The sequence below is a fragment of the Cedecea neteri genome (genome assembly GCF_000757825.1).
Taxonomy (GTDB): Bacteria; Pseudomonadota; Gammaproteobacteria; order Enterobacterales; family Enterobacteriaceae; genus Cedecea; species Cedecea selenatireducens.
In genome coordinates this window covers 570597-595397 of record NZ_CP009451.1, presented here as the reverse complement: position 1 = coordinate 595397, position 24801 = coordinate 570597, and the positions used below count along the sequence as shown (strand labels likewise).

Annotated in this window: 21 protein-coding genes and 1 pseudogene; 9 read left to right on the top strand and 13 right to left on the bottom strand. The window is 51.7% G+C overall.

Annotated elements, in window-relative coordinates; translation table 11 throughout:
* Positions 1–4: 4 nt before the first annotated feature.
* Positions 5–934, bottom strand: coding sequence for a LysR substrate-binding domain-containing protein (locus tag JT31_RS02580; RefSeq protein WP_200882453.1), 930 nt, complete (start codon positions 932–934; stop codon positions 5–7).
* Positions 935–1057: 123 nt separating this feature from the next.
* On the opposite strand from JT31_RS02580, the gene JT31_RS02575 reads away from it, so the two are divergent.
* Positions 1058–1486: a hypothetical protein gene (locus JT31_RS02575; RefSeq protein WP_038473023.1), complete on the top strand. Its 429-nt coding sequence runs from the start codon at positions 1058–1060 to the stop codon at positions 1484–1486.
* Positions 1487–1518: 32 nt separating this feature from the next.
* Here JT31_RS02575 and JT31_RS02570 read toward each other — a convergent pair whose 3' ends face one another.
* The 4 genes from JT31_RS02570 to JT31_RS24220 all read right to left on the bottom strand — a co-directional run bounded on the left by JT31_RS02570 (position 1519) and on the right by JT31_RS24220 (position 4113).
* The gene (locus JT31_RS02570; RefSeq protein ID WP_038473021.1) at positions 1519–2334 is read right to left on the bottom strand and encodes a MetQ/NlpA family ABC transporter substrate-binding protein; all 816 of its coding nucleotides are present in this window, start codon (positions 2332–2334) and stop codon (positions 1519–1521) included.
* A 94-nt stretch (positions 2335–2428) separates the two neighbouring features.
* The gene (locus JT31_RS02565) at positions 2429–3097 is read right to left on the bottom strand and encodes a methionine ABC transporter permease (RefSeq protein ID WP_038473019.1); all 669 of its coding nucleotides are present in this window, start codon (positions 3095–3097) and stop codon (positions 2429–2431) included.
* Positions 3090–3908, bottom strand: coding sequence for a methionine ABC transporter ATP-binding protein (locus tag JT31_RS02560; protein WP_326979633.1), 819 nt, complete (start codon positions 3906–3908; stop codon positions 3090–3092). Before JT31_RS02560 ends, JT31_RS02565 begins: the two co-directional genes overlap by 8 nt.
* Positions 3838–4113, bottom strand: coding sequence for an ATP-binding cassette domain-containing protein (locus JT31_RS24220; RefSeq protein WP_326979632.1), 276 nt, complete (start codon positions 4111–4113; stop codon positions 3838–3840). Before JT31_RS24220 ends, JT31_RS02560 begins: the two co-directional genes overlap by 71 nt.
* Before the next feature lie 518 nt (positions 4114–4631).
* Here JT31_RS24220 and JT31_RS02555 point away from each other — a divergent pair.
* Together JT31_RS02555 and btsR are read left to right on the top strand one after the other, a co-directional pair.
* Positions 4632–6321 (top strand): annotated as a pseudogene (locus JT31_RS02555) (LytS/YhcK type 5TM receptor domain-containing protein).
* Positions 6315–7034 carry a two-component system response regulator BtsR gene (gene btsR / locus JT31_RS02550; protein ID WP_038473017.1) on the top strand — a complete coding sequence of 240 codons (720 nt, stop codon included), beginning with the start codon at positions 6315–6317 and terminating at the stop codon, positions 7032–7034. Before JT31_RS02555 ends, btsR begins: the two are co-directional and overlap by 7 nt.
* A 10-nt stretch (positions 7035–7044) precedes the next feature.
* Here btsR and yjiA read toward each other — a convergent pair whose 3' ends face one another.
* From yjiA to JT31_RS02535, 3 genes are all read right to left on the bottom strand, one after another.
* The gene (gene yjiA / locus JT31_RS02545; protein ID WP_038473016.1) at positions 7045–8010 is read right to left on the bottom strand and encodes a GTPase; all 966 of its coding nucleotides are present in this window, start codon (positions 8008–8010) and stop codon (positions 7045–7047) included.
* 13 nt (positions 8011–8023) lie between these two features.
* Positions 8024–8227 (bottom strand): YbdD/YjiX family protein, encoded by a 204-nt coding sequence (locus JT31_RS02540; protein ID WP_008460696.1) that lies wholly within the window; start codon positions 8225–8227, stop codon positions 8024–8026.
* A gap of 205 nt (positions 8228–8432) precedes the next feature.
* Positions 8433–10586: a carbon starvation CstA family protein gene (locus JT31_RS02535; RefSeq protein ID WP_038473013.1), complete on the bottom strand. Its 2154-nt coding sequence runs from the start codon at positions 10584–10586 to the stop codon at positions 8433–8435.
* A 462-nt stretch (positions 10587–11048) separates the two neighbouring features.
* Between JT31_RS02535 and cueP the strand changes: the two genes are divergently transcribed.
* Positions 11049–11597 (top strand): copper-binding periplasmic metallochaperone CueP, encoded by a 549-nt coding sequence (cueP, locus tag JT31_RS02530; RefSeq protein WP_038473012.1) that lies wholly within the window; start codon positions 11049–11051, stop codon positions 11595–11597.
* 42 nt (positions 11598–11639) lie between these two features.
* On the opposite strand, the gene JT31_RS02525 is transcribed toward cueP, so the two are convergent.
* The gene (locus JT31_RS02525; RefSeq protein WP_038482682.1) at positions 11640–12203 is read right to left on the bottom strand and encodes a LuxR family transcriptional regulator; all 564 of its coding nucleotides are present in this window, start codon (positions 12201–12203) and stop codon (positions 11640–11642) included.
* A gap of 623 nt (positions 12204–12826) precedes the next feature.
* On the opposite strand from JT31_RS02525, the gene pgaA reads away from it, so the two are divergent.
* From pgaA to JT31_RS02500, 5 genes are all read left to right on the top strand, one after another.
* Positions 12827–15268: a poly-beta-1,6 N-acetyl-D-glucosamine export porin PgaA gene (gene pgaA, locus JT31_RS02520; RefSeq protein WP_038473010.1), complete on the top strand. Its 2442-nt coding sequence runs from the start codon at positions 12827–12829 to the stop codon at positions 15266–15268.
* Between the two features lie 8 nt (positions 15269–15276).
* Complete coding sequence (pgaB, locus tag JT31_RS02515) at positions 15277–17292, top strand: poly-beta-1,6-N-acetyl-D-glucosamine N-deacetylase PgaB (protein WP_038473008.1); 2016 nt, start codon at positions 15277–15279, stop codon at positions 17290–17292.
* A complete protein-coding gene (gene pgaC / locus JT31_RS02510; RefSeq protein ID WP_038473007.1) occupies positions 17285–18613 on the top strand; it encodes a poly-beta-1,6-N-acetyl-D-glucosamine synthase in 1329 nt (442 codons plus the stop codon). The genes pgaB and pgaC overlap by 8 nt, the downstream gene beginning before the upstream one ends.
* Complete coding sequence (pgaD, locus tag JT31_RS02505; RefSeq protein WP_038473005.1) at positions 18613–19047, top strand: poly-beta-1,6-N-acetyl-D-glucosamine biosynthesis protein PgaD; 435 nt, start codon at positions 18613–18615, stop codon at positions 19045–19047. The genes pgaC and pgaD overlap by 1 nt, the downstream gene beginning before the upstream one ends.
* Before the next feature lie 488 nt (positions 19048–19535).
* A complete protein-coding gene (locus tag JT31_RS02500; RefSeq protein WP_038473004.1) occupies positions 19536–19880 on the top strand; it encodes a hypothetical protein in 345 nt (114 codons plus the stop codon).
* Between the two features lie 81 nt (positions 19881–19961).
* Here the strand turns inward: JT31_RS02500 and JT31_RS23635 are convergent, their stop codons facing one another.
* Genes JT31_RS23635 through JT31_RS02485 form a run of 4 tightly spaced genes read right to left on the bottom strand, consistent with a single transcriptional unit; the run spans position 19962 to position 24557 of the window.
* Entirely contained in the window at positions 19962–20291 is a 330-nt protein-coding gene (locus JT31_RS23635) for a hypothetical protein (RefSeq protein ID WP_144244019.1), read from the bottom strand.
* A 53-nt stretch (positions 20292–20344) separates the two neighbouring features.
* Positions 20345–21511, bottom strand: coding sequence for an HlyD family efflux transporter periplasmic adaptor subunit (locus tag JT31_RS02495; RefSeq protein WP_038473002.1), 1167 nt, complete (start codon positions 21509–21511; stop codon positions 20345–20347).
* Between the two features lie 9 nt (positions 21512–21520).
* Complete coding sequence (locus JT31_RS02490; RefSeq protein WP_038473000.1) at positions 21521–23260, bottom strand: peptidase domain-containing ABC transporter; 1740 nt, start codon at positions 23258–23260, stop codon at positions 21521–21523.
* A complete protein-coding gene (locus JT31_RS02485; RefSeq protein WP_038472997.1) occupies positions 23253–24557 on the bottom strand; it encodes a TolC family protein in 1305 nt (434 codons plus the stop codon). The genes JT31_RS02490 and JT31_RS02485 overlap by 8 nt, the downstream gene beginning before the upstream one ends.
* Positions 24558–24801: the final 244 nt, after the last annotated feature.

Genomic DNA, 24801 nt, shown 5'->3' with positions numbered 1-24801 from the left:
ACGTTCACCTGGCGGCTACTCCATGAACACCATTTTGCCGCTGCCGGGTGACAAAGTCGCTGATAAAGTCGACAAAAACGCGGATCTTTGACGAAAGCTGTTTCCCCGAAGTCCAGACCATCTGGAATTGCCCCGGTGCTTTCAAATACTCACCCAGCAGCGGTTGCACAACACCGCTCGCCAGCTGGGGTTCAATCATAAAATCAGGCACGGCTCCAACGCCCAGGCCGTTAACGATCGCGCTGCGTACCATTTCCATATTGTTCGAACTGAACACGGTGCGGGTGCGAATATCCGCAAGCTCTGACAGATCGCGCAGCGGCCAGGCCTGCAGCTTGCCGGTGTTCACATAGCGGAATCGAATTCCGCAATGTCCCTCCAGTTCCCGGGGCGATTGAGGTACCCCATGCCGGGCAAGATAGGCCGGGGAAGCACAGAGAATAAGCTGCAAAGAGGGCAATGCGCGACGCATCAAGCGAGAATCCGGGAGCTCGCCGGTTCGGATAGCAATATCCACGTCTTCATCAATCAGGTTCACCAGCCTGTCGATGAAATCCAGATCGAGATCGATGTCCGGATAACGGCGAACGAAAGCGATAATGGCTGCTTCAAACAGGATATGGCTGGCGGCGGGCAGGCTAACTCGCAGGCGGCCCCGGGGCGTTTCACTGACATGGGAAAGCAGGGCATCCGCCTCATCCAAATCCTGCAGAATGCGCCGGCAGCGCTCAAAGTAAACCCGGCCTTCGGAGGTCATCTGCAGGCTGCGGGTGGTGCGGTGAAAAAGTCGCACGCCAAGCTGCTCCTCAAGTCTCGTAATCCCTTTTCCCACCGCCGAAGCGGAAAGCCCCAGGGCTTGCCCGGCGCGGACAAAACTGCCCAACTCTGCGGTGCGAACAAAATAGGTCAGGCTGGACAGGCGATCCATAGTCATACCTCTATTCGAGCGTTTTGGTCCGTAATGTTCGGGCGTTTTATCATTTTTTTCACTGAAAAACACCCGCTACTCTGCACCTTATACGGGACCATCACGCCACCGATCGCTCAGGAGAGTTCTATGTTATTTAATGATACCGCATCCCCCATTCTCGACGTGCAGGGGCCGCCACCCTGGCTGGCAATACTCGCCGATGACGCGAGCCTGCAAGGCGTGGTGCTAAAAGCGTCGGTTCACGGCAAAACGGCGATTCTGGAGATCCTGAAAGCGGCCATTCCGCTGTATGACTTCCAGCGCTTTACCTACCGGGATTATGTTAGCGAACGGTTATTTATGGAGTCTTACCGCGCAAGCGTTGACGGCGTGGCCGTAGAGTGTGCCGTGTGGGTGCATATCAATGAGCAAGGGCAGGCGGATTCGCTGATGATTCATCACCATCCGCTGCCTGCGGCGCTCTATTTCTCCCAGAGGATGTGGCAGCAGGTTGATGACAAGTACCGCGAGCTTTACCTTAGCCCGGAAGAGTACGCGGCGCTAACTCGCGGCTAAGAAGAGGGGCGCATTGCGCCCCGTTTTCAGGATTACTGGTTAACCGGCACAACCGCGCCGTGATACTTCTCGTTGATCCAGGCCTGAATCTGCTTAGAGTGCAGGACCTTCACCAGCTCGACGATGTCATGTTTTTTAACGTCGGCGCTGTGCACGGTGATGATGTTGGCATACGGGTTACCTTCGGTGCTTTCTACGGCAATAGGATCTTTGATTGGGTTCAGGCCCGCATCAAGCGCGTAGTTGGCGTTGATAACCACCGCATCGCCTTCGTTATTGGCGTACATCTGCGGCAGCAGGGCGGCTTCAATATCCGCTTTGAACTGCAGATTTTTCGGGTTGCTGGCGATGTCGCTGATACGGGCATTAACCGGCTTGATGCCCGGCTTCAGGGCGATCACGCCTTCGCGCTGGAAGATAGCCAGAATGCGGCCTTCTTCGGCCACCGAGTCACGCATAATCACCTTGCCGTTTTGCGGCAGATCTTTCAGGCTTTTGTATTTCTTTGAGTAGATGCCGATGGGCTCCACGTGGATAGCCCCGGCGCTGACGAAATCGTAGTTTTTATCGCCTTTATGATCCTGCAGAACCGAGTCCAGATACGGCTGGTGCTGGAAGTAGTTGGCGTCAATTTCACGCTCGGCAAGCGCGGTGTTCGGCAGGATATAGTCCTGGAAGGTTTTGATCTCAAGGTCGATACCTTCTTTCGCCAGAATCGGCTTCGCCTGCTCGAGAATTTCCGCGTGCGGCACGTTGGAAGCGCCCACAACCAGCTTTTCAGCGGCGTTGGCCTGGAGGCTTAAGGCGGTTAAAGAAGCCAGAGCTAACATCATAAACTGTTTTTTCATTATTTCGTCCAGTCGTCATTAGTGATTAGAAGTGCATTGCCGTGGAACTCCGGGCGCCAGAATGCATCTCTGCCGCCCGAAAGCTGAAGAACCGTTAGCGCTTATCGAGCCGGCGCGTAATTCGGTCGCCGATAAACTGAATAATAAAAACGATCGCTAATATCATGGCCGTGGCCACCAGCGTGACGTCGTTATGGTTACGCTGGAACCCTTCCAGATAGGCGAGGTTGCCCAGCCCGCCCGCGCCGATAACCCCGGCCATAGCGCTGTAGCTCACCAGCGCGATCAGGGTGACGGTGATGCCGGAAACCAGAGCCGGAGAAGATTCAGGCAGGAGTACGCGGAAAATCAGCGTGTGGGTTTTCGCCCCCATCGAACGCGTGGCTTCGATAACCCCTTTGTCGACTTCGCGCAGCGCAATTTCTACCAGCCGTGCGTAGAAAGGTGCGGCGCCGACGATCAGCGCCGGAAGCGCGGCATTGGTGCCCAAAATGGTGCCGACCAGCGTTTTAGTGAACGGGATCAGCAGGACGATCAGAATGATGAACGGGATCGAACGGAAGACGTTTACCAGCACGGTGACCACTGAATAAACCAGGCGGTTTTGCAGCAGCTGGCCGCGAGAGGTCAGAAACAGCAGCACGCCTAGCGCAATACCAAAGACCAGCGTTGCCAGCCCGGACCAGGCCGTCATGTAGAGCGTTTCGCCCGTGGCGGCCCATAGCTTGTCGAGTTTTAAATGCGGGAAGTATTGCTCAAGCATGTCGAATAACCTCAGTTTCTACCCGCTTTTGATTCAGGTATTGCACAATATTTTCTAGCTGGCTGGCGTCATCCACGTGGACGTACAGCTCGCCAAACGCGCCGTCTGCCGTCTGGGTAATGTTGCCGTGCAGAATGTTCAGCGCCACGTGAAAGTGCTGAATAACGTCGGCTATCACCGGCTGCTGAGCTTCTCCGCCGGGGAAAATCAGTTTCAGAATGCTGCCGTTTAAGCCCTGAACCCAATGCGGGTTGAACGGTTCGCTGGCCGCACCGTGGTTAGTCACCTGGCGCACAAAGGTTTGTGTGATGGGCTGTTTAGGGTGGGTAAAAATCTCCAGTACCGGGCCTTCTTCAACGATTCTGCCGTTTTCCATCACCGCCACGCGCTGGCAAATTTTGCGTACCACGTGCATCTCATGGGTGATGAGTACGATGGTTAAGTTGAGCTGGCGGTTAATGTCGAGCAGCAGATCGAGAATGGCGTCGGTGGTTTGCGGATCCAGCGCTGAAGTGGCCTCGTCGCAAAGCAGCACGTCCGGGTTATTTGCCAGGGCGCGGGCAATGCCAACGCGCTGCTTCTGGCCGCCGCTAAGCTGGGATGGCCAGGCATTTTCGCGGCCCTCAAGGCCAACCAGTTTGATCAGCTCACCAACACGCTGCTGAATCTGACGTTTGTTCGCGCCGGCAATTTGTAGGGGAAACGCAATATTCTCGGCAACCGTGCGCGACCACAGCAGGTTAAAGTGCTGGAAGACCATGCTGACTTTTAAGCGGGCCTGGCGGAGGCCGCTCGCCGTTGGCTTTCGCAATGTCCTGCCCGGCCACGATAATCGATCCGGAAGAGGGCGCTTCAAGCCCGTTTAATAATCTGATTAACGTACTTTTACCTGCCCCGCTGTAGCCGATAATGCCGTATATTTGGCCCTTATTTACGGACAGGTGAATATTATCTACGGCGGTAATCGCCCCATGTTTGCTGGCAAATACTTTTGATACGCCCGAAAGAACGATCATTATTCTATTCCTTAACTGCTGAAACTTCCCCACGGCAACAGCATGTTCTGCTGGCAATAGCCGCACGCGTGCCGCGTTCTGGGCGTTGAGTCGTCTGTATTTGGTCGATACTACCTGCTAATACTGTTTGCCAGAAGAATATAAAAATATGACTTATAGCGATAAGAAATATAAATAATCCATCGGCTTTTTCTGCCTGGTGAGAATATCCTTTAGCTGAAATATGGCATTGCTTATATTCAATGCGGTTAATTAAAAACGTTAAATAACATTCGGCGGGGTGGGTCCTGAGGGCGACGATTATAAATAAAAACCTGTATATGAATGCGTTTTATCGGCTGTCCTTTTTGTTGCTCGATAATTGTTCGTTTTGCTTTTTTTAGTTTTATATCCGGGCTGTCAGCCGCAACAATCTGACTTATTTTGGAATTCAAATTTAACAAATCTGAGCTATGCCCCGGAAATTATATTCTGCTCGCTGTATCTTTCCCGCCGTTGAGAACGGAGAGTGTCTGCAGATGTACGAGTTCAATTTGGTCCTGCTGCTATTGCAGCAGATGTGCGTGTTCCTGGTCATTGCCTGGCTGATGAGCAAAACCCGGCTGTTTATACCGCTGATGCAGGTCACCGTGCGGCTACCCCACAAGCTGCTTTGCTACATCACTTTCTCGGTATTCTGCATCATGGGCACCTACTTTGGCCTGCATATTGAAGGCTCCATTGCCAATACGCGTGCCATCGGCGCGGTGATGGGCGGCCTGCTGGGCGGGCCGGTGGTTGGCGGGTTGGTGGGGCTAACTGGCGGGCTGCATCGCTATTCACTCGGCGGAATGACGGCGCTAAGCTGCATGATCTCTACCATCGCCGAAGGGCTGATTGGCGGGTTGATCCACAGCTTTTTAATCAAGCGCGGCAGAACGGATAAGCTGTTTAACCCGCTGGTGGCCGGAGGGGTGACCTTTGTGGCCGAGCTGGTGCAGATGATGATCATTTTGCTGATCGCGAGGCCGTTTGAAGACGCGCTTCACCTGGTAGAAAGCATCGCCGCGCCGATGATGGTCACCAACACGCTGGGGGCGGCGATGTTTATGCGCATCCTGCTGGATAAACGCGCGATGTTTGAAAAGTACACCTCGGCGTTCTCCGCCACCGCGCTAAAAGTAGCCGCCTCGACCGAGGGTATTCTCCGACAGGGTTTCAACGAGCAAAACAGCTTGAAGGTAGCGAAAGTGCTGCATCAGGAGCTGGACATCAGCGCCGTGGCGATCACCGATCGAGAAAAGCTGCTGGCGTTTATCGGCACCGGGGCCGATCACCACCTGGCGGGCAAGCCAATTTCGTCGGGTTACACCTGGCAGGCCATCGAAAATAATGAAGTGGTTTACGCCGACGGTAATGAGGTGCCTTACCGCTGCTCGCTACACCCAAACTGCAAGCTGGGGTCGACGCTGGTTATCCCGCTGCGGGGCGAAAACCAGCGGGTGATCGGCACGATAAAACTCTACGAAGCACGTAACAGGCTGTTTAGCTCGATCAACCGTACGCTCGGCGAAGGGATTGCGCAGCTGCTTTCGGCGCAAATCCTGGCGGGCAAATACGAGCAGCAAAAAGCGCTGCTGGCGCAGTCAGAGATCAAGCTGCTGCATGCGCAGGTGAACCCACACTTCTTATTTAACGCGCTGAATACGCTGAAAGCGGTTATCCGTCACGACGGTGACAAAGCCGGGCAGCTGGTGCAGTACCTCTCGACGTTTTTTCCGCAAAAATCTGAAACGCCCGTCGGAAATCGTCACGCTGTCCGACGAAATTGAGCACGTGAACGCCTACCTGCAAATTGAGCTGGCTCGCTTCCAGACTCGGCTGACGGTTGAACTGCAGGTGCCGGAAGCGTTGGCTCATCACCATTTGCCGGCTTTTACCCTGCAGCCGATTGTGGAAAACGCGATTAAACACGGCACCTCTCAGCTGCTGGGCTGCGGGATTATTACCATTCGCGCACGCGGAGAAGGGCAAAACGTCTTTGTTGACGTTGAGGACAATGCCGGTTTGTACCGGCCAAATGAGAACGGTAACGGGCTGGGGATGAATCTGGTAGACAAGCGGCTGCGCGCGAAGTTTGGTGAGGATTATGGCCTGGCCGTGAGCTGTGAGCCCGATCGTTTTACCTGCATCACCGTGCGCCTGCCCGCCGAGGAGTTGGTATGTTGAGAGCGTTGATTGTTGATGATGAGCCGCTGGCGCGTGAGAACCTGCGCGTCCTGCTTGAGAGCGACGGTGAGATTGAGATAGTCGGGGAATGTGCCAACGCGATAGAGGCGATTAGCGCCGTGCACAAGCTGCGCCCGGACGTGCTGTTTCTCGATATCCAGATGCCGCGCATTAGCGGCCTGGAAATGGTGGGCATGCTGGATGAACGCCACCGGCCGCGTATTGTGTTTCTCACCGCTTTTGATGAATACGCCGTGCAGGCTTTTGAGGAGTGCGCTTTTGACTATCTGCTCAAGCCGATAGAGGCGCAGCGGCTGCAAAAAACGCTGGCTCGCCTGCATCAGGAAAACGAAGCGCAGGATGTTTCCCGCCTGCCGGACAGCCAGCTGCCGCTGAAATTTATCCCGTGCAGCGGCCACAGCCGAATCTGGCTGCTGCAAATGGAAGAGGTGGCCTACGTCAGCAGCCGGATGAGCGGGGTGTATGTCACCAGCCGTGACGGCAAAGAAGGGTTTACCGAGCTAACGCTGCGCACTCTGGAAAGCCGCACGCCGCTGCTGCGCTGCCACCGGCAATATCTGGTCAATATGAATTATTTACAGGAGATCCGCCTGGAGGATAACAGCCAGGCGGAGCTGCTGCTGCGGGATGGCCGCACCGTGCCGGTGAGCCGCCGCTACCTGAAGTCACTGAAAGAGGCGGTCGGGCTGTAATGCTGCTGTGTTATGCGGTTTGTTTTAATCCTGCAAAGGCGTCGCGGATCTCGGCTTCCGGGAGCGAGACGCCGATAAACACCAGCGTGCTGCCCGGCGTTTCATCCGCCTGCCACTCACGGTCCCAGTCGGCGCTGTAAAGGCGCTGCACGCCCTGGAACAGCAGGCGACAGGGCTGGTCTTCAATCCACAGCATTCCTTTGTAGCGGAGCAGGTTATCGGCAAAGCCGGAAAGCAGGTTTTCCATTACGGAGGAAACGGCGGACAGCGCCACCGGATAATCCAGCGTCACCACAATGGATGAGACTTCATTTTGCTGCGGGGCAATGCGGTGGAAGCGAGGTTTTGTCGCCACGACGTTTTCTTCCAGCATAAAGCCGCGGGTGTTAAACAGCAGCGCAATATCGATATTGCCGTGCAGGATAGGGTAAACCGGGGCGCGAGCGTTAATGCGCTGCAGGCGTTCCAGTAAATCAGCGGACTCACCAGCGACATCGGTTTTGGTGAGCAGAATGCGATCGGCGTAGCCAATCTGCGACTGCGCCAGCGGGAACTGATCCAGCTGCGAAGCCGCGTGTACCGCATCCACCAGCGTAATTACGCCGTCCAGCAGGTAGCGCTCGCAGATGATTTCATGGGCGAAAAAGGCCTGAAGTATTGGGCCTGGATCGGCCATCCCCGTGCATTCGACAATCAGCCTGTCGAAGTGAATTTCACCTTTGTCCCGACTTTCAAGCAGGTCCAGCAGGGCATCTTCCAGCTCGCTCGACCGCGTGCAGCAGATGCAGCCGTTGCTCAGGGTCGTGATGCGGGTGGCGCGGTCGCCAATCAGCTGGCTGTCGATAGGCGTTTCGCCAAATTCATTTTCAATAACGGCGATTTTCTCATCCTGCTGGGTATGCAGGATATGGCGTAACAGGGTGGTTTTCCCTGCGCCGAGAAAGCCGGTTAATACGGTCACTGCAATCTGTGTCATCGCGTCTTTCCTGTTAACAGCAGCGCATGCCGCCTTTGCCATCTCCGCCGTAGCGTGCCTGCTGGCGCTCGCGGAAGAATTCTTTATAGGTCATGGGCGGCTGGTCCGGATGGTTCGTCTGCATATGCAGCACGTAAGTGTCGTAGTCCGGGATGCCAACGAGCATTCGTGCCGCCTGGCCGAGATATTTTTTTGCAGCGCCTAAGTTATCAAACATCCGCCGCTCCTTAAGTGATTAAAGCCCCACTAATGTGGGGCTGAGACTGCTGACAAAGTTCATTGCTCTAAAAAAGTCAGACCCCAGGTCTACTAAAAACAATGAATAATGTTCTCTGGTTTGCCCCAAACAGTCGAAAACCACGTTTTTCGGCTGTTTGTCATCAATCTGAGCCCCACTAATGTGGGGCTGTAAAATGTTGCGATCAGTGGCCGGAAGAAATCTTAATACCTTCTTCAGGCACCGGCTGGTACGGCGTTTCTTTGTCCGTCGGGCGATCGATTTTACGCGCCTCTTTCCAGGCCTTAATGCCGTAGAAAATGATGCTGTAAACCACCACCAGGAACAGAATACTCAGGCCAGCGTTGGTGTAGTTGTTGACCACAATGTGGTTCATATTGGCGATTTCCTGGGCCGTGAGATCGGCTCCACCTGCGGCGATGCGCGCCTTATACTGGTTGGCCATGAAGAAGAAGCCTTCCATCTGCGGGTTGCTGCTAAACAGCTTCAGGCCCAGCGCCCAGGTGGTGCAGATAAGTAGCCAGACGGCAGGGACGACGGTTACCCAGATGTATTGAGTACGCTTCATCTTCACCAGTACCACGGTTGCCAGCACTAACGCGACGGCGGCAAGCATCTGGTTGGAGATGCCGAACAGCGGCCACAGGCTTTTGACGCCGCCCAAAGGATCGACCACGCCCTGATAAAGCAGGTAGCCCCAGAGGCCTACGCAGCCAGCGGTGCCGATGATACCTGCGACCAGCGAGTCGGTTTTCTTCAGGAACGGGATAAAGTTACCCAGCAGATCCTGCAGCATAAAGCGGCCGGAGCGGGTACCGGCATCCAGCGCGGTAAGAATAAACAGCGCCTCAAACAGAATACCGAAGTGATACCAGAACCCCATGTCGGCTACCGGCACGATTTTGTGGAACACGTGCGCAATACCGACGGCAAGCGTAGGGGCACCGCCTGCGCGGTTGAGCACGGAAGGTTCACCGATATCTTTCGCCGTTTGCAGGATCTGCTCCGGCGAAATCACGAAGCCCCAGGAGCTGACGGTTGCCGCCGCATGAGCGGTGACATCTTTCAGCTGCGCCAGAATCATCGGCGCGTTTTCACCACCCAGCTCGTGCAGGTTTGGCATGGTAATACCCAGGCCCGCCGGGGGCGTGTTCATCGCGAAGTAGAGGCCCGGTTCGATAATGGAGGCCGCAACCAGCGCCATCACCGCCACAAAGGACTCCATCAGCATCGCGCCGTAGCCGATAAAGCGAGCGTCGGTTTCACAGGCCAGCAGTTTTGGCGTCGTGCCGGAGGCGATAAGCGCGTGGAAACCGGACACTGCCCCGCAGGCAATGGTGATAAACAGGAACGGGAACAGAGCGCCTTTCCACAGCGGGCCGGTGCCGTCCACGTACTGGGTAATCGCCGGCATTTTCAGCTCAGGATTGAGGATAACAATCCCAATCGCCAGGCCGACGATAACGCCAATTTTCAGGAAGGTGGCCAGGTAATCGCGTGGGGCAAGGATCAGCCACACCGGCAGCAAAGCAGAAACAAATGCATAGCCAATCAGGGTAAAGGTTATGGTGGTGTCTTTAAAGGTTAGCGCCGGGCCCCAGTAAGGGTCGTGGGCAATAACACCGCCGAAGTAAATCGAGGCGACCAGCAGCACAATCCCGATAACGGATACTTCGCCGACCCGACCCGGACGAATAAAGCGCATATAAATGCCCATAAACAGCGCAATCGGCACCGTCGAGCAAACGGTAAATACGCCCCACGGGCTTTCGGCCAGCGCTTTCACCACGATAAGCGCCAGCACGGCCAGGATAATTATCATGATCAGGAAGCAGCCGAACAGGGCAATGGTGCCCGGCACCGGCCCCATCTCTTCTTTGATCATCTCGCCAAGGGAAGCCCCGTTTCGGCGTGAGGAGATAAACAGCACCATAAAGTCCTGCACCGCCCCGGCCAGCACGACGCCCGCCAGCAGCCACAGCACGCCGGGCAAATAGCCCATCTGCGCTGCCAGTACCGGGCCGACCAGCGGTCCCGCCCCGGCTATTGCCGCGAAGTGGTGACCAAACAGGACATTACGGTTAGTGGGAACATAGTTCAGGCCGTCGTTATTAATGACCGCCGGGGTCGCTCGCGTTGGGTCGAGCTTCATCACCTTCTGGGCGATGTAGAGGCTGTAGTAGCGGTAGGCCACCAGATAGACCGACACCGAGGCTACCACTATCCACAGGGCGCTGATGTGTTCCCCCCGCCGTAGGGCGACGACGGCCAGACAGCAGGCCCCGATGATCCCCAGAATCACCCAGGGTATATGTTTGAGAAATTTATTTTTATTCATAATTCATCCGTTTGTCAGCCCCGGCGTCATGCCTGTTTGCCGTCTCGCTGAACCTGGTTGGTGTAAAAGAAGGGCATAAAAATAGGCCAGCTATAGCGTGGCGATTTTCGCGGCAAGAGGGGAAAAAGAGTGGCCGAGTGGTCGTATTCAGGGATAAGCGGTTGTGGGGCAGGCTAAGCGGTTTTTACCCGACGCTAACTCCCTGAAAATTGTGATTTAGATCCCATTGCGTGGATGGGCAGATGAAGTCCAGGGGCGCCCTGAGTGAAGCTTTCGTCACCGGGAATAAAGTGGATATTCACTTCAGCCAGAGGTGTCAGGAAATTTGATAAAAATCAATTAAAACGCCATAAATACATCGCCTTACCTTTCTTTACCGTCACACCTTTGACCTTCCCCCTGGGGGAAGGTGTAACGTCCGCGTCAGTGATGGTTAAACCTTACTCTGGAAAAGGAAACAGAATGAAAACACGTATCATGACGGCGTTACTGGCGCTGACTCTCAGCGGCACCGCTCTGGCATCAACGCCTGAGGCAAATGCCTTTCTGGCGAAACATGGGCTGGCGGGAAAAACCACCGAGCAAATGGTTGAGGCTATCGACCAGTCCCCGCAGGCTCGCCCGCTGGGCTTTAGCGCCGGGATCACCAGCCGCGAGCTGGTGCTTTCGGACGGGCAGCAGAAGTTTAGCTATCCGTTGGGGGACAAGTTCTATCTGTCGTTTGCGCCATACCTGCAGCAAACGCATCCTTGCTTCAATCACAGCCTTTCCGGCTGCCAGGGTGAAATGGCCAATACGCCTTTTGAGGTCAAAATTACCGATAAAGCGGGCAACGTTATCCTGAATAAAACGCTTACCAGCCAGCCAAACGGCTTCATCGGCGTGTGGCTGCCGCGCAATACCGAAGGGACGGTGAGCGTCAGCTATCAGGGCCGCGCCGCGCACTCCGCTTTTGCCACCTTTGATGACAGCCAAACCTGCATGACTACATTGCCGCTGCAGCAATCCTGAGCCCCAATGGTGGCGGCTACCTAAACGTAACCGCTGCCTGAATCACGGATAGTTGTTTTCTTCATCGGTAAACATAAGCAGGCAGGCCTCGTTAAAATTGCTCAGCCCAAGCCTTTCGTAAAGCTCGCTTCGCCTGCGATACAGGCTTTTAAGCGACGTAGTGAGTTTTGCGGCCACGGCCTCCATGGGTAACCCCTTCCTAAGCAAGGCCATCATTGTGCGTTCGTTTACGCTAAGGCGCATGTCGTAAAACCATTCCCTGGCCTGGCGGTCGATTTTCACCTTTTGCAGCAGCGTGAACAGAGCTTCCACGTCCTTGTGCGACATAGACATGTCGAGACTCCACTTGAGCCTGAGCGGGGAGAGTTCGCTGTGGCGCATATCAAGCATGATGCAGAGCACGGGCGCGTCGGCCTTTTCTGCGCTGGTAATGATGTTTTCCCACTGCACCAGCGGCAGGCGGCTATCGACCAGCACGGCGTACTCTTCGTAGCCAAAGCTGAAACTCCTTCTTTCCACGGAGCACAACAGAATGGGGTCGGGAAAATAGCCTTTTATTCCCTGGTAAAGATAGCGATCCTGGGTTATCAAAATTGTCGCATTCACCGCAGCATATCCCTTTAATATCACTTAAATCCTGAATGCATATCCATTGAGCCTGGGGCATGCGCGAATACAGCGTATTCCCACTATTTCATTTAAAAATGAGCTAACTAACTTTTAGGTAAGTTAGGCGGGAAGTCTTTTTATGAATGAGGTGTAAATGCAGGGGCGTCCTTCTTTATTATCAGCGGGAAGAATTATAAATAAAAAGAAATAAGAAAAAAGGCGCTGAAATGGAAATTAGGATTCTTTGCCAGGAAAGCTCCTGATCGGTACAGGGAAATACACCGTGAAATACCGGGAATCGCAACATGAAGCTCATTCGCAAGCAGGCTTGTGATTTTATTTATATTTAAAATCAATGCATTACATGATGTCATGGTATGGTTTTTTCATTATTGAAAATCCAATGCAGAGTATTCTTAAAAGCATCTTTGCAGCCTGTGTGCTGTATTCACAAAATTATTGTCAGTAACTTATCATTCCTGTCGTCGACGCTATTGCAATAAAACACTTTGAACGTCAGAGGGCATTTTACTGTGCCAGTTTTTTCCGCTGATGCCGAATTCCGGCATTCAAATGCGGAGCATGAACCATGCTCATTCATAATGGAATAATAGATATTTATGGGACAACGGCGGAGTATCAATAAGTTATTCTTTTATCGTGGCGTGAAGCTATCGCTATTTTTAGTCATACCAGGTTTTTTTTCGGTGCAAGGAATGGGGGCAACATCGTCATATGACAGGCAGGTATTACAGGCTCGCGGCGGAGATTATCGCCCTCTGCTGGACGCGCTTAAGCATGAGGAGCAGGTCAGGATGCTTAACCCGGAGCAGGTGGCAGACTGGCTTCAGGTCGCCTCCTGGGCAGGACTTGATGATGAGGTCGTCAGCGTCTGGCAGCGTTATCAGCGGCGAATGTCCATCCCGGCTCGCGGCCTGGCCGCTACCGCGCAATCTCTGCGTAATTTAAAGCGCTGGACGGAGTCACTTTCTCTCTGGGAAGAAGCGCTCAGGCTTTCACCCGGCAATGATGATTACCGCATGGGGCAAATTAAAACGCTGGCCGACGGCCAACAGCGCTGGCAGGCGAGGGAAGAGGCGCTGCGTCTGGTCGAGGAAAAGCCCGACCTCGCACATTTACAGACGCTCTCTTATGTCTATCTGCGGCAAGGGATGACCTGGGACCTGTTGCTAAGCGACACGCGAGCCCTGGCACTTGCGCCAGGGGATAAAACCGCGCTGCAAAACCTGATAGCCAGCCTGACCGTGAACAGGGTGAATACTGCGGCGCTGGCGTTAGCCAACGAAGCGGAACTTCCGGCATCCGACCGCAGAAATCTGGAGGTGAATGCGGCGGCCGAAATGGTGCGTATCGCTGAAATTCCTCCGGGGGAGGAAAAAGCGCGCTTTACCGTCGCGCAGCGGGCGTTGGATCGCTACCACGCCTTACTCACCAAATGGCGCAGCGATCCGCAGGCTCAGCAGGACATCTCGCGGGCGCGAATAGACAGGCTTGGCGCGCTCTACGCCCACAATTATTACCCAAAGGTCATTCAGGAATATGAAGCCCTGGCCTCAGAAAACGTGCGGGTTCCGCCCTGGGCTTTACGCTGGTTGATTGCTTCTTACCTGGCAGAAAAACAGGTAGAAAGCGCGCAGGCGCTAACGCCGCAGCTGTTCAGCGGCGCGGCGAATGAGAACGAGCAGGCGATGTTTTATGCCTTGCTGGACAGCGGCCAGTACGACGCCGCCGGTCGATATTTGCAAAACCTGACTCAGGTAACGCCCTATCGTCGCTATGTGTCGGGCTTCCCGGCACCCCAGCCGAATGACCGCTGGTTGGAGGCGCAAACGCTCGCTGTTCAATATCTTTTAGCCACTGACGCGCTGCCAGAAGCACAGGCGCTGTCTCAACGTCTGGCCAGAACCGCGCCGGGGAATCAGGGATTAAGTATCGATTATGCCAGGGTTTTGCAGGCGCGTGGGTTGCCGCTGGCCGCCGAGCGAGAGCTAAAAAAAGCGGAAGTGCTCGAGCCGTCCAACCTTGAGCTTGAGCGGCAGCAGGCTTATGTCGCGCAGGATCTTCACGAGTGGCGGCAAATGGATTTGTTGACCGACGATGTGATGCTGCGCGACCCGCTGGAGATCGGTTCTCAGCGGCTGAACCGCTCGCGGGATGTTCACCGGATGTCCGAACTGCGCATTAACGGCCAGCAGGGGATCCACTCTGATACGCCCGTCAGCGGGGCGCACGATTTTAACTGGGATATGGCCGTCTATGGCCCACCCGTGGCCGACAGCTGGCGGCTGTTTGGTGGCCACCGTTTTAACAGCGGGCGCTTTGAAGAAGGCAAGGGATCCAGCCGCAGCGTGTTTGGGGGAATCGAGTGGCGGCCGCGCAATAGCTGGGTCGAGCTTGAACTGGCGAACAACAACTTCAACGGCGGCAATAAGCCGGGCGGCCGCGTCTCGGCCTGGCACAGCTTCAGCGACGGCTGGCGCGTGGGGGGCGAGGTTGAACGTCTTGCACGGGCAACTCCGCTGCGGGCTTTGCGCAACGGGGTAAGCGCCAATCAGGCCAACCTGTGGCTGCGCTGGCATCAAAGCGAACGGCGTGAATATCAGCTGGCGACCGCGACCAGCTGGTTCTCAGACCATAACCACCGCCAGGAATACACCTTGCAGGGCAAAGAGCGGCTGTGGCAGACGGCGCGGATCGCGCTCGACCTGCAGCCCGGCGTGGCTTACAGCACCAACAGCCAGACCGACACGGTGTATTACAGCCCGAAATGGGACTTATCTGCCGCGCCCACGCTCGTCGCTAACCACGTGATGTATCAGCGCTATGACACCGTCTGGAGCCAGCAGATTAGCGCCGGGGCGGGTATTTACCGGCAAAAAAACTATGGAGCAGGGGCGATGACGTCGCTGGGATATGGCCAGCGTATCCAGTGGAACAACGTCCTCGACACCGGGGCCATGCTGAACTGGGAAAAGCGGCCCTGGGACGGCAAGCGGGAAACTCATCTCGCCGTCGCTTTTGATGCGAATTTACGATTTTAAGGACAAACATGCTGACCAACAGTTTTCGTCTCGGCCTGATCGTTTTTGGCTGGTTATTGACCTTTTCTGGCCTGCACGCGCAGGAGATTCATTTTCTGCCGCCAAAAGAGCGGCCAGAGCTTGAAGCCAATAAACCCTGGCCGAAGAACCATTTTCTGGTGCTGGCTTACCATGACGTCGAAGACAGCGACCCCGATCAGCGCTATCTGGCGGTGCGCACCAGCGCCCTTAACGAGCAAATCAGCTGGCTGTTGCAGAACGGCTACCGGCCGGTAAGCGTGCAGGCGATTCTGGATGCCCATCGGGGGGGAACCCCGCTGCCGCCAAAGGCGTTTTTGCTCACCTTCGATGACGGGTACAGCAGTTTTTACACCCGCGTCTGGCCGCTGCTCAAGGCTTATAATGTGCCCGCGCTCTGGGCACCTGTCGGCAGCTGGGTGGACACTCCGCCTGGGAAGAACGTGGATTTCGGCGGGCTGATGACCGCCCGCGATAAGTTTGCCACCTGGGATATGGTGCGCGAGCTAAGCCAGTCCCCGCTGGTTGAGATCGGTTCGCACACCTGGGCTTCACATTACGGTATTCCGGCGAATCCCCAGGGCAGCCGTGAGCCAGCTGTAGCCAACCGGGCGTGGAATAAACTCACCGGCCAGTATGAAAGCGACGAGCAATTTACCCGGCGTATTGACGACGACGTGCGCCAAATCAGTCGAAAAATAGAGCAGGTCAGCGGCAAGGCTCCACGCACCTGGGTCTGGCCCTATGGCGCGGCCAACGGCACCTCGCTGGGCGTCATCAAAAAGCAAGGCTACCAGATGGCGTTCACGCTCAACGATGGCCTGGCCGACGTGCGCGACCTGGATAATATTCCACGCGTTCTGATAGCCGGTAACCCAACGCTCAAGGCGTTTGCCAATATCGTGAGCCGCGTCCGGGAGCCGGATCCGGTGCGCGTTATGCATGTGGATCTTGATTACGTCTATGACCCAAACCCGACGCAGCAGACCAAGAACATCGATGCTCTGGTGCAGCGGGTGTATGACATGAAAATCAGCCATGTCTTTTTGCAGGCGTTCTCTGACCCGCTCGGCGACGGCAATATCAGGTCGCTCTATTTCCCTAACCGCTGGCTGCCGATGCGCGCCGATCTGTTTAACTTCGTCGCCTGGCAGCTTCGCACGCGGGGGGATGCCAAAGTGTTCGCCTGGCTGCCGGTGCTCTCTTTTGACCTGAACGCCGCGCTGCCCAGGGTGCAAAGCTGGGACGCCGCCAGCGGGAAAACGCATCGGGCCACCAGCCCTTATTTGCGGCTTTCTCCGTGGAACCGGCAGGTTCGGCATCAGATTGTCGACATCTATGAAGATCTCGCCCGGCATGCGGTGTTTGACGGCATTCTTTTCCACGACGATGCGCTGCTCACGGACTTTGAAGATGCCGGGCCGGACGCTATGACCGCTTACCGGCAGGCGGGGTTTCAGGGAAACATCGGCGACATTCATCAAAACCCGGCTGAACTTCAGCGCTGGACGCGCTTTAAAAGCCAGACGCTGATTGAGTTCACCCGCACGCTGACCGCCGCGGTGCGGAATATTCGTGGCCCGCAGATAAAAACTGCCCGAAATATCTTTGCGCTGCCGATTCTGGAGCCAGAGAGCGAGGCGTGGTTCGCCCAGAACATTGACGATTTTCTGGCTGCCTACGACTGGACGGTGCCGATGGCGATGCCGCTGATGGAGTCGGTGCTGCTGGAAGAGAGCAATAGCTGGCTGGAACGACTGATCAAGGCCGTGGCGGTGAAGCCTTCGGGAATGAATAAAACCATTTTTGAACTTCAGGCCCGCGACTGGAACCACAAAGCGCAGAAAGGCATAGCCGATAAACAGCTGGTGGAGTGGATGCAGCTGCTGCAGCTGAACGGCGTGAAGCATTATGGCTACTACCCGGATGACTTCATCAATAACCAGCCCGATATCTCGCACATCAGGCCTGAAATTTCCTCTTACTGGTACCCAAACAATGACTGATCGTCTTCTCTCCTTGCTGATTCTGGGCCTGGTCTTTGGGCTGCCGCTCGGCATGGCGGCGGTGTTTACCGGAAAAATCTTGCTCGACTTCGTGTTCTTCTGGCCGCTGTTCATGTCGGTGCTGTGGATGACCGGTGGGCTCTATTTCTGGTTCCGGCTGGAGCGCCACTGGCCGTGGGGCAAAGACGTGCCGCCGCCGCAGCTGGAAGGCAATCCGCTGATCTCTATCCTTATCCCTTGTTTTAACGAAGGCAAAAATGCCCGCGAAACGATAGAGGCCGCGCTGGCCCAGCGCTATAGCAATATCGAGGTTATCGCCATCAACGATGGATCGCGGGATAACACCGCTGAGATCCTGAACCAGCTTGCGCAGGAATACCCGAAGCTGCGGGTGATTCATCTGGCCGCAAATCAGGGCAAAGCTGTGGCGCTTAAAGCCGGTGCCGCCGCCGCGCGCGGGGATCTGCTGGTGTGTATTGACGGCGATGCGTTATTGGAGCGGGACACTGCGGCTTACCTTGTGATGCCGCTGATTCGGCACCCAAACGTGGGCGCCGTTACCGGAAATCCTCGAATCCGCACCCGCTCGAATCTGATTGGCCGTATCCAGGTCGGTGAATTCTCTTCGATTATCGGGCTGATTAAACGCACTCAGCGCATTTATGGCCGCGTGTTTACCGTTTCCGGCGTGATTGCCGCCTTTCGCCGCCAGGCGCTGGCGGATGTGGGCTACTGGAGCCCGGATATGATCACCGAAGACATTGATATTAGCTGGAAGCTACAGCTGCATCACTGGACGCTCTATTTTGAGCCGCGCGCGCTTTGCTGGATCCTGATGCCCGAAACGCTCAAAGGGCTGTGGAAGCAGCGGTTGCGCTGGGCGCAGGGCGGGGCGGAAGTGTTCCTGGTCAACCTGCGTCGGTTGTTTCGCTGGCAGCATCGCCGGATGTGGCCGCTGTTTATGGAGTACGTGCTTTCGACGGTGTGGGCCTTCGCCTACGCGATAACCATCCTGCTGTTTATTGCCAGCCACCTGGCTACGCTGCCCGCCAATCTGGTGGTTGAAACGCTCTTTCCGCCGGAGTTTACCGGGCTGCTGCTGGGGGTGATGTGCCTGATGCAGTTCCTGGTCAGCCTGTTCATCGAGCGGCGTTATGAAAAGCGGATAGCCGGATCGCTGTTCTGGATCGTCTGGTTCCCGCTGATGTACTGGATGATAGGCCTGTTAACCACCCTGGTGTCATTCCCGAAAGTAATGCTTAAACGCCGCCGCGCCCGCGCGCGCTGGGTAAGTCCTGACCGTGGAAAAGGAAGAATATGATGCAGACCAACACGCTGATATTGACCGAAGACCGACTGGGGCCGCGCCTGTTCGACGGCCTGTTAACCGCGATTGCCTGGGCCGGCTTTCTGTTCTTTGTGTGGAAAAATCTGCTGCTTCAGCTGATGCTGCTGCCCGGCCAGCGCGGGGAAATATTCGCGCAGTCGCTCAATTCCGTGCTGCTGTATTTGCTGATTGCCGCAATAAACGGCTGGCTGCTGATCCTCTGGTATCAGTACAGCCTGCGCCGGTACAGCGACCGATACCACGACGAGCATAGCCCGCTTCAGCTTAGCGAGCTGGCCCGCAGTTTTAACCTGTCGACGCAGCTCGTTTCGGAGATGAGCCAGTACAACCAGCTCACGGTTTATCACGACCAGATTGGGCAGATAATTCATTTAAAAAGAAGTGAGGAAACTGCAGAACGGACGTAAGTGCTTCATCGATACGGCACATCTCCGCGTTAGCTGTTGTTTTACAGATCACGTGGAGATGTGCCAGATTCTATATGCAATGTATATAATGTGGGGTACGCGGTTTTTATTCTTGATGCCTTGATTTTTACGTATGAATAAAGCATAAAAAAAACGCCCCTGACGGAGCGCGTATTTAATATGATGCCAATTCTAACAAGGTGAAAGTCAACACAATGTGATCAAATTTTAATTTATAATTAAAGGGAATGGTAGTGTTTTATTCGAAAATAAGATTAATTCATCATATCTGGAAAAAATCCTAATCCATACCGGAGTTAGAGTTTTGTGTTTAACTCACTATTATCCTCAATTGTATTTTTTTACATATCCCAGTGGTTTTGATATGTAGCGGATGCATTGTAACATAAGTGTTGACTACCTCAATGCGATGCTAGTAATAGAGTTTTTGCGTACTAATTCACAGTTCTTAATTTTAAGGTGTAAGTATGAAGATTGTTATATTTTTTCTTATTGTATTTTCTGTTTCTTCCTGCACTCAATACAAGTGGGTGAAACCAGGTAAGAATGACCTGGATATGAGTAAGGAGTATACTTCTTGCCATGCAATGGCTCTGGAAAATTTACCGCCGGATAACAAAATTTTTAATAGTAGCTCTCATGGTTACAGTTATGAAAAAAAAGATAAGAAAGGGAATGGTAAATGGGAAAAAGAAAATTATGACGTGTGGATAAAAAATGATATTGATGATGCTAACAGCCAATATCGAGAAGTCTTGATCAGAAACTGCATGTATAGCCGTGGATGGGATGAGATAATCATTAGTGATTGAGTATAATGATGGGTGAGTTACTGTATAGCTTTAAATTTATAAGTCCTGCAAGAAAGTATCTTGCAGGACTTTTGTTGTTAATTAATCGTCAAGGCTCCAGGTGTAACCAAAGCCGATTGATGGGGGGCTACCATCACCATCGTCCATACTATATTTTGCTGATGGGTCATGTCGTCTTTGTTGTTGTAAATTTTTCTCATTAGTGAAATTAAAATTATCAGACTCTTTTCCGACGTAAAAACACTGTGATTGCTTGCAGTCTTTTCCAAAGCCAATAGGGCCTGAACCTACAGGGATTTGGCTAAGTAATTGACCATCAGCTGAAAAACTTTTCATTACTTTGTTTGTTGATGCATGCAATGCACCTATAGAAGTAGTGCAAGCTAAAAAGATGAATATATGTGGTTTCATTTTGGTATTCTCCCTTTGTTGGTGAATTTTTCTAATGAGCTGGTTGATTGTTATTATTTTTCGCCTAAAGACTCGGAAAAGGTTTTTATAAGCGGTTTTGCCATATACTCTAAAATAGTTCGTTCTCCAGTAAAAACCTCTACTGTACTGGTCATTCCGGGTTGTAAATCAATTTTTTGAGATGGTTTTTCTCTGTTGTGTTCGAGAAGGAATGCATAATCAATCACGATGTGTACGCGATAGTAAAATTCGTCACCTTTAGCTGTCTTGTCCACCAGGGCATCTGGGCTTATATAAGATACCGTGCCGGGGAGTGTGCCATATATAGTGTAATCATAAGCATCTAGTTTAACTGATGCTGGAAGGTTAACTCGAATATTCCCAATGTCAGCAGGTGGCATTTTAACCTCAATAATTAACTTTGAAGAGGTAGGTAGTATGTTCATTATAATATCTCCAGGACGCACTCTGGCACCTGCAGTATTAATTTCTATTTTTGAAACTATGCCGTCCACAGGTGAGATGATACGAGTGCGTGAGAAGTTAATTTCGCGATCTGCCAGGACCTGTTCCTGAGTGGATAGTTCTTCATCAACTTTTGTTAGTTCAGCTTGCGCATCCTGGAAGAATTTATTTTGCTTAGCCGTTATTTGTCCCTCTAGATCAACCTGCTGTCGCTCCAATCGCAGTACATCAGCCTGACCAATATCACCGGTTTTAAGCAACCGGCTTGCTAACTCTCTTTCACGTGAAACCAAATTTTTGCTTTTTGTTAACGCATTAATTTCGGCAGACAGTGCTTCTTTCCTACGGTTATAAAGTTCGGTCTGGTTCGAGATAAAAACATCATATTTTTGGGTAGACTCTGGAAACTGCAAAGGCCTGCCATAAACCTCTGCTTGTAAACGGGAAAGTGAAGTGCGTAGTGCAGCAACTTTTCCTTCAAGATCTTGTAATGCAGCCTGAGCTTGTTCTTGTTCCATATTAACAAGCACTTGCCCTTTTTTTACGTGCTGACCTTCGCTGATGTTTATTTGTGATATAACACCATCTGTAGATGCCTGTATTACTTGGGTACGCTGGGCTGCTATAACATTGCCTCGAGCTCGTGCAACCGATTCAATCTTGCTAACTGATGCCCATACAATTAAGCAGGCAAGTAGAGTAACAATTATCAGTATTAATAGACTTACGCGAATATAATCAAATTTTGTTCTCATTATTATTGCCTATTTATTATTGCTCTTAAGATATTCGAGGACATCATTTTTTTGGCCATCAATAAATCGACCGTCAGCCGTAATGATAATGAGTCGATTTACCAGTTCGAGAGTGCTAAATTTATGTGTCACCATGATCATTACGCTATTCTCAGTTAGAACATTATTAATTGCTGTGATTGCTCGCCTTTCTGTTTCCGGGTCAAGAGAAGAGGTTGGTTCATCGAAAAGCCATATATTTTTGTTTCTTAGCAATACCATAGACAAAGATATTAGCTGCTGCTGTCCCGCCGATAAACCATCTCCTTTTTCTCCAATAGGCAGGTCAAGGCCTTTTGGATTATTGGCGATAAGATCTATAAGCCCGGTTGTTTTACTAATATTTATAATCTCTTGCTCAGTTGCCTCAGGGCAGATTACCTGGAAATTAGAGCGCAAGGTACCGGCAAAAAGGGTCGGAGACTGCGGAAGATAAGCGATGGAGTTGCTTAGTGACTCACGCGATATGTGCCTGATATCAAGGCCATCAAGATGTATCTGACCTGAAGTTTGAGGGTAAAGGCCGATCAGCAGTTTCAGTAGGGTTGATTTTCCTGCACCGACCGAACCGATGATCCCTACTCTTTCACCTTTTTCAATTTTCAGACGCGGAACCTGTAAGGGGTGATGGCGACCTGGAAACTCATAAGTCATACTATCAATCCACCACTCGCCATTTAAAATATCGGGAGAAAGGGTGTTACTTTCTAGTTGGTTTTCTGTTTCCATTTTCAGAAACTGGTTTAATGCATTCTCAGCAACTTTTGCCTGAGCGGCCTGAACTAACAGCATAGGAATGCTTGCAACGGGAGCCAATATTCGTCCGGCAATAATTGAGCTGGCAAGAATGGCTCCGCTAGTGATATTGGTTGTCGTGGCAGCCAATGCTGCACCTGCGGCTACGACAAGCGCATAGCCTACTTGTTGGAAGAATTGTGCAGTATAGGCGGTTGATTCGGAAATATGTCTGATACCCATATCGTTTTCCAACGCTTCAACTGACATCTTATTCCAGCGAGAAGATAATGCCGTAAATATGTTATTTGCTTTAATGGTTTCCAACCCTTGAATGGTTTCCAGAAGCAATCCTTGTTTACGGTTCTGAGTGGTAAATTTCTTTCTTGAATAAGTTCTTATTCTGTAATGCTGTAATACACCATACAAAACCATCATAAGGAAGATCACTGCTGGTATAGACGCTACCAGAGGGCCGGAAAGAAGGAAGAGGGCAAATAAAAATAGAATGGCGTAGGGGGCATCAACAATGCCAAATGAAAATAGAGTGACAAAAAAACCTCTTATTGCTTCATAACCTTGTAGTTGTGAAGAGAAGGTCCCAGAATTGACTGGAATGACGTCAAGGCGGACTTTCATCAATGAATCATAAATATAAACTGAAATCGTTTTGTCCAAATAGGACACGATATGCTCAACAATTCTGCTGCGTAATTTTTGTAATGTATACTGGAAGCAGTAGGCCAGTAAAACGCCAATGGTCAAAACAATTAATGTGTCAGTACCTTGTCTTGGTAAAACTCTGTCATATACCTGCATGCTATACAACGCAGTACCAATGGCAATTAAATTGATAGTGGAGCCAGCAAGGAAAACATAAAGCCATATGGATTTCTTATCATTTAATAGCCCGGTAACGAGTTTTTTAACTGACATTGTTTTTTTGTGTTCATTATTTGCTTTTTTTTTATTCATGGGTGGAAAAACCTTCCTTTTTATATTCCCCAGTATATATTTTTAACTTCCACTCATAAGCGGCAATAGAAGATTGTAGCTGGGCATAGGATATTTCAGAGGCGCTAAGCTCTCGGGCTGCGTTCAACAGGTCAATCCATGTTTTTTGTCCAAACTCAAACTGTCGCGTATAGGATTCAAGTACTTTATTATTTTCAGTAGTTTGGTTTTTGATGAGGTTGATTCTCGATAATGCAGAGTTAAGGCTAACGACTGTACTGTAAATATCATTTTGAAGATAAATTTTTTCACTCTCAAGGTTATATTTCAGGGCGTCGACACGCTGTGTTGAATTACTATAATCATAATAACTGGTAAATCCAGCCCCTGGAGTATACTGGATATTGACCATGATTTTATTGTCAGTGAGTGTGCCGCTATTATTATTTTTATACTGCTCCCGTGAGGCCACAAGGTTAATGTTGGGGAATAAATTAGCCCTTTTGACATCTGCTTGACGACTGGCTACCAGAATATCACTATGAAGCCTTTTGAGAGTAGGTGAGTGTTCAACAGAGCGTTCCAGGTATTTCTCCAGCGGATAACTTTTATCATTCAATGGGAAGGAGAATGCAAGGTATTTGGAATCAAGACCAATACCAACAACACGTGAAAGATTGTTTAACGCAGTTATCTTATCTGCGTTAATAGTGGCAAGATCGCTCTCCGCTTGCATTACTCGGGATCGGATAAAGGTCAGATCTGCTTCACTTGACCGACCGCCTGCTATGCGATTTTCGATGATATTTTGATAGCGCTGATAGCGTGTGAGAGTTTGTAATGTGACTTTTTCCTCTGCTACTTTACTTTGATAGGTTCGCCAGAGATCGATGATACTCAATGCTAATTTATATTTGACTTCGTAAACGCCATCCTCGGCCGATCGGACTCTGGCTTGTGCATATTCAAGACCCGATGTAAGTTTGCCACCTGTCCATAACGGCTGGGTTAAACTAGCACTAAAATTATCACGTCCTTTATTCGCATTACCGTACGATATACTGGGGGTAGGAAGAAACTGATTTCTTGCAGCGCTGACTTCTGACTGCGCTGCATCGACGTTGAATTGACTGGATGTAACGTTGGGATTGTATTGAAAAGCAATAGCAATCATGTCTTCTACAGAAATATTTTTTGTTTCCGAAACGTGAAGGCTTTCGGTGTTTGGTGATGCTATCGATAAGGTAGAGCCTGAAGCGCTTAATAATACTATTGTCAGATACTTTCTCAAGAAATTAACCCTTGGCTTGCTGAACATACTTAATCCTTGAAATTGAAATAATTTTTTTGATTTTTATAAAATAATAGTGAATAGCTTTAATGCTACTGATGATATAAATCAGTCAAATTTATGATTATTTTTTATTTTAGGGTGAATTGCATTTTTCGCAATGCTGATGTCCAATGCAATATAATCTACATGAGATTTTTATTGATTCGGATTACCGTTTGTGAGATTTGCCTTTGTTTTCAATTGACTGATTTTATTGCATTTTTTTTCT

What these genes read in the sequence shown, in the direction of transcription:
- pgaC (WP_038473007.1), top strand. Translation starts at nt 17,285, where the DNA reads ATGACTGATCGTCTTCTCTCCTTGCTGATTCTGGGCCTGGTCTTTGGG.
- JT31_RS02540 (WP_008460696.1), bottom strand. Translation starts at nt 8,227, where the DNA reads ATGTTTGATAACTTAGGCGCTGCAAAAAAATATCTCGGCCAGGCGGCA.
- btsR (WP_038473017.1), top strand. Translation starts at nt 6,315, where the DNA reads ATGTTGAGAGCGTTGATTGTTGATGATGAGCCGCTGGCGCGTGAGAAC.
- JT31_RS24220 (WP_326979632.1), bottom strand. Translation starts at nt 4,113, where the DNA reads ATGATCGTTCTTTCGGGCGTATCAAAAGTATTTGCCAGCAAACATGGG.
- JT31_RS02580 (WP_200882453.1), bottom strand. Translation starts at nt 934, where the DNA reads ATGACTATGGATCGCCTGTCCAGCCTGACCTATTTTGTTCGCACCGCA.
- pgaD (WP_038473005.1), top strand. Translation starts at nt 18,613, where the DNA reads ATGCAGACCAACACGCTGATATTGACCGAAGACCGACTGGGGCCGCGC.
- JT31_RS02495 (WP_038473002.1), bottom strand. Translation starts at nt 21,511, where the DNA reads ATGAGAACAAAATTTGATTATATTCGCGTAAGTCTATTAATACTGATA.
- JT31_RS02535 (WP_038473013.1), bottom strand. Translation starts at nt 10,586, where the DNA reads ATGAATAAAAATAAATTTCTCAAACATATACCCTGGGTGATTCTGGGG.
- JT31_RS02565 (WP_038473019.1), bottom strand. Translation starts at nt 3,097, where the DNA reads ATGCTTGAGCAATACTTCCCGCATTTAAAACTCGACAAGCTATGGGCC.
- cueP (WP_038473012.1), top strand. Translation starts at nt 11,049, where the DNA reads ATGAAAACACGTATCATGACGGCGTTACTGGCGCTGACTCTCAGCGGC.
- JT31_RS02575 (WP_038473023.1), top strand. Translation starts at nt 1,058, where the DNA reads ATGTTATTTAATGATACCGCATCCCCCATTCTCGACGTGCAGGGGCCG.
- yjiA (WP_038473016.1), bottom strand. Translation starts at nt 8,010, where the DNA reads ATGACACAGATTGCAGTGACCGTATTAACCGGCTTTCTCGGCGCAGGG.
- JT31_RS02570 (WP_038473021.1), bottom strand. Translation starts at nt 2,334, where the DNA reads ATGAAAAAACAGTTTATGATGTTAGCTCTGGCTTCTTTAACCGCCTTA.
- JT31_RS02485 (WP_038472997.1), bottom strand. Translation starts at nt 24,557, where the DNA reads ATGTTCAGCAAGCCAAGGGTTAATTTCTTGAGAAAGTATCTGACAATA.
- JT31_RS02490 (WP_038473000.1), bottom strand. Translation starts at nt 23,260, where the DNA reads ATGAATAAAAAAAAAGCAAATAATGAACACAAAAAAACAATGTCAGTT.
- pgaB (WP_038473008.1), top strand. Translation starts at nt 15,277, where the DNA reads ATGCTGACCAACAGTTTTCGTCTCGGCCTGATCGTTTTTGGCTGGTTA.
- pgaA (WP_038473010.1), top strand. Translation starts at nt 12,827, where the DNA reads ATGGGACAACGGCGGAGTATCAATAAGTTATTCTTTTATCGTGGCGTG.
- JT31_RS02500 (WP_038473004.1), top strand. Translation starts at nt 19,536, where the DNA reads ATGAAGATTGTTATATTTTTTCTTATTGTATTTTCTGTTTCTTCCTGC.
- JT31_RS23635 (WP_144244019.1), bottom strand. Translation starts at nt 20,291, where the DNA reads ATGAAACCACATATATTCATCTTTTTAGCTTGCACTACTTCTATAGGT.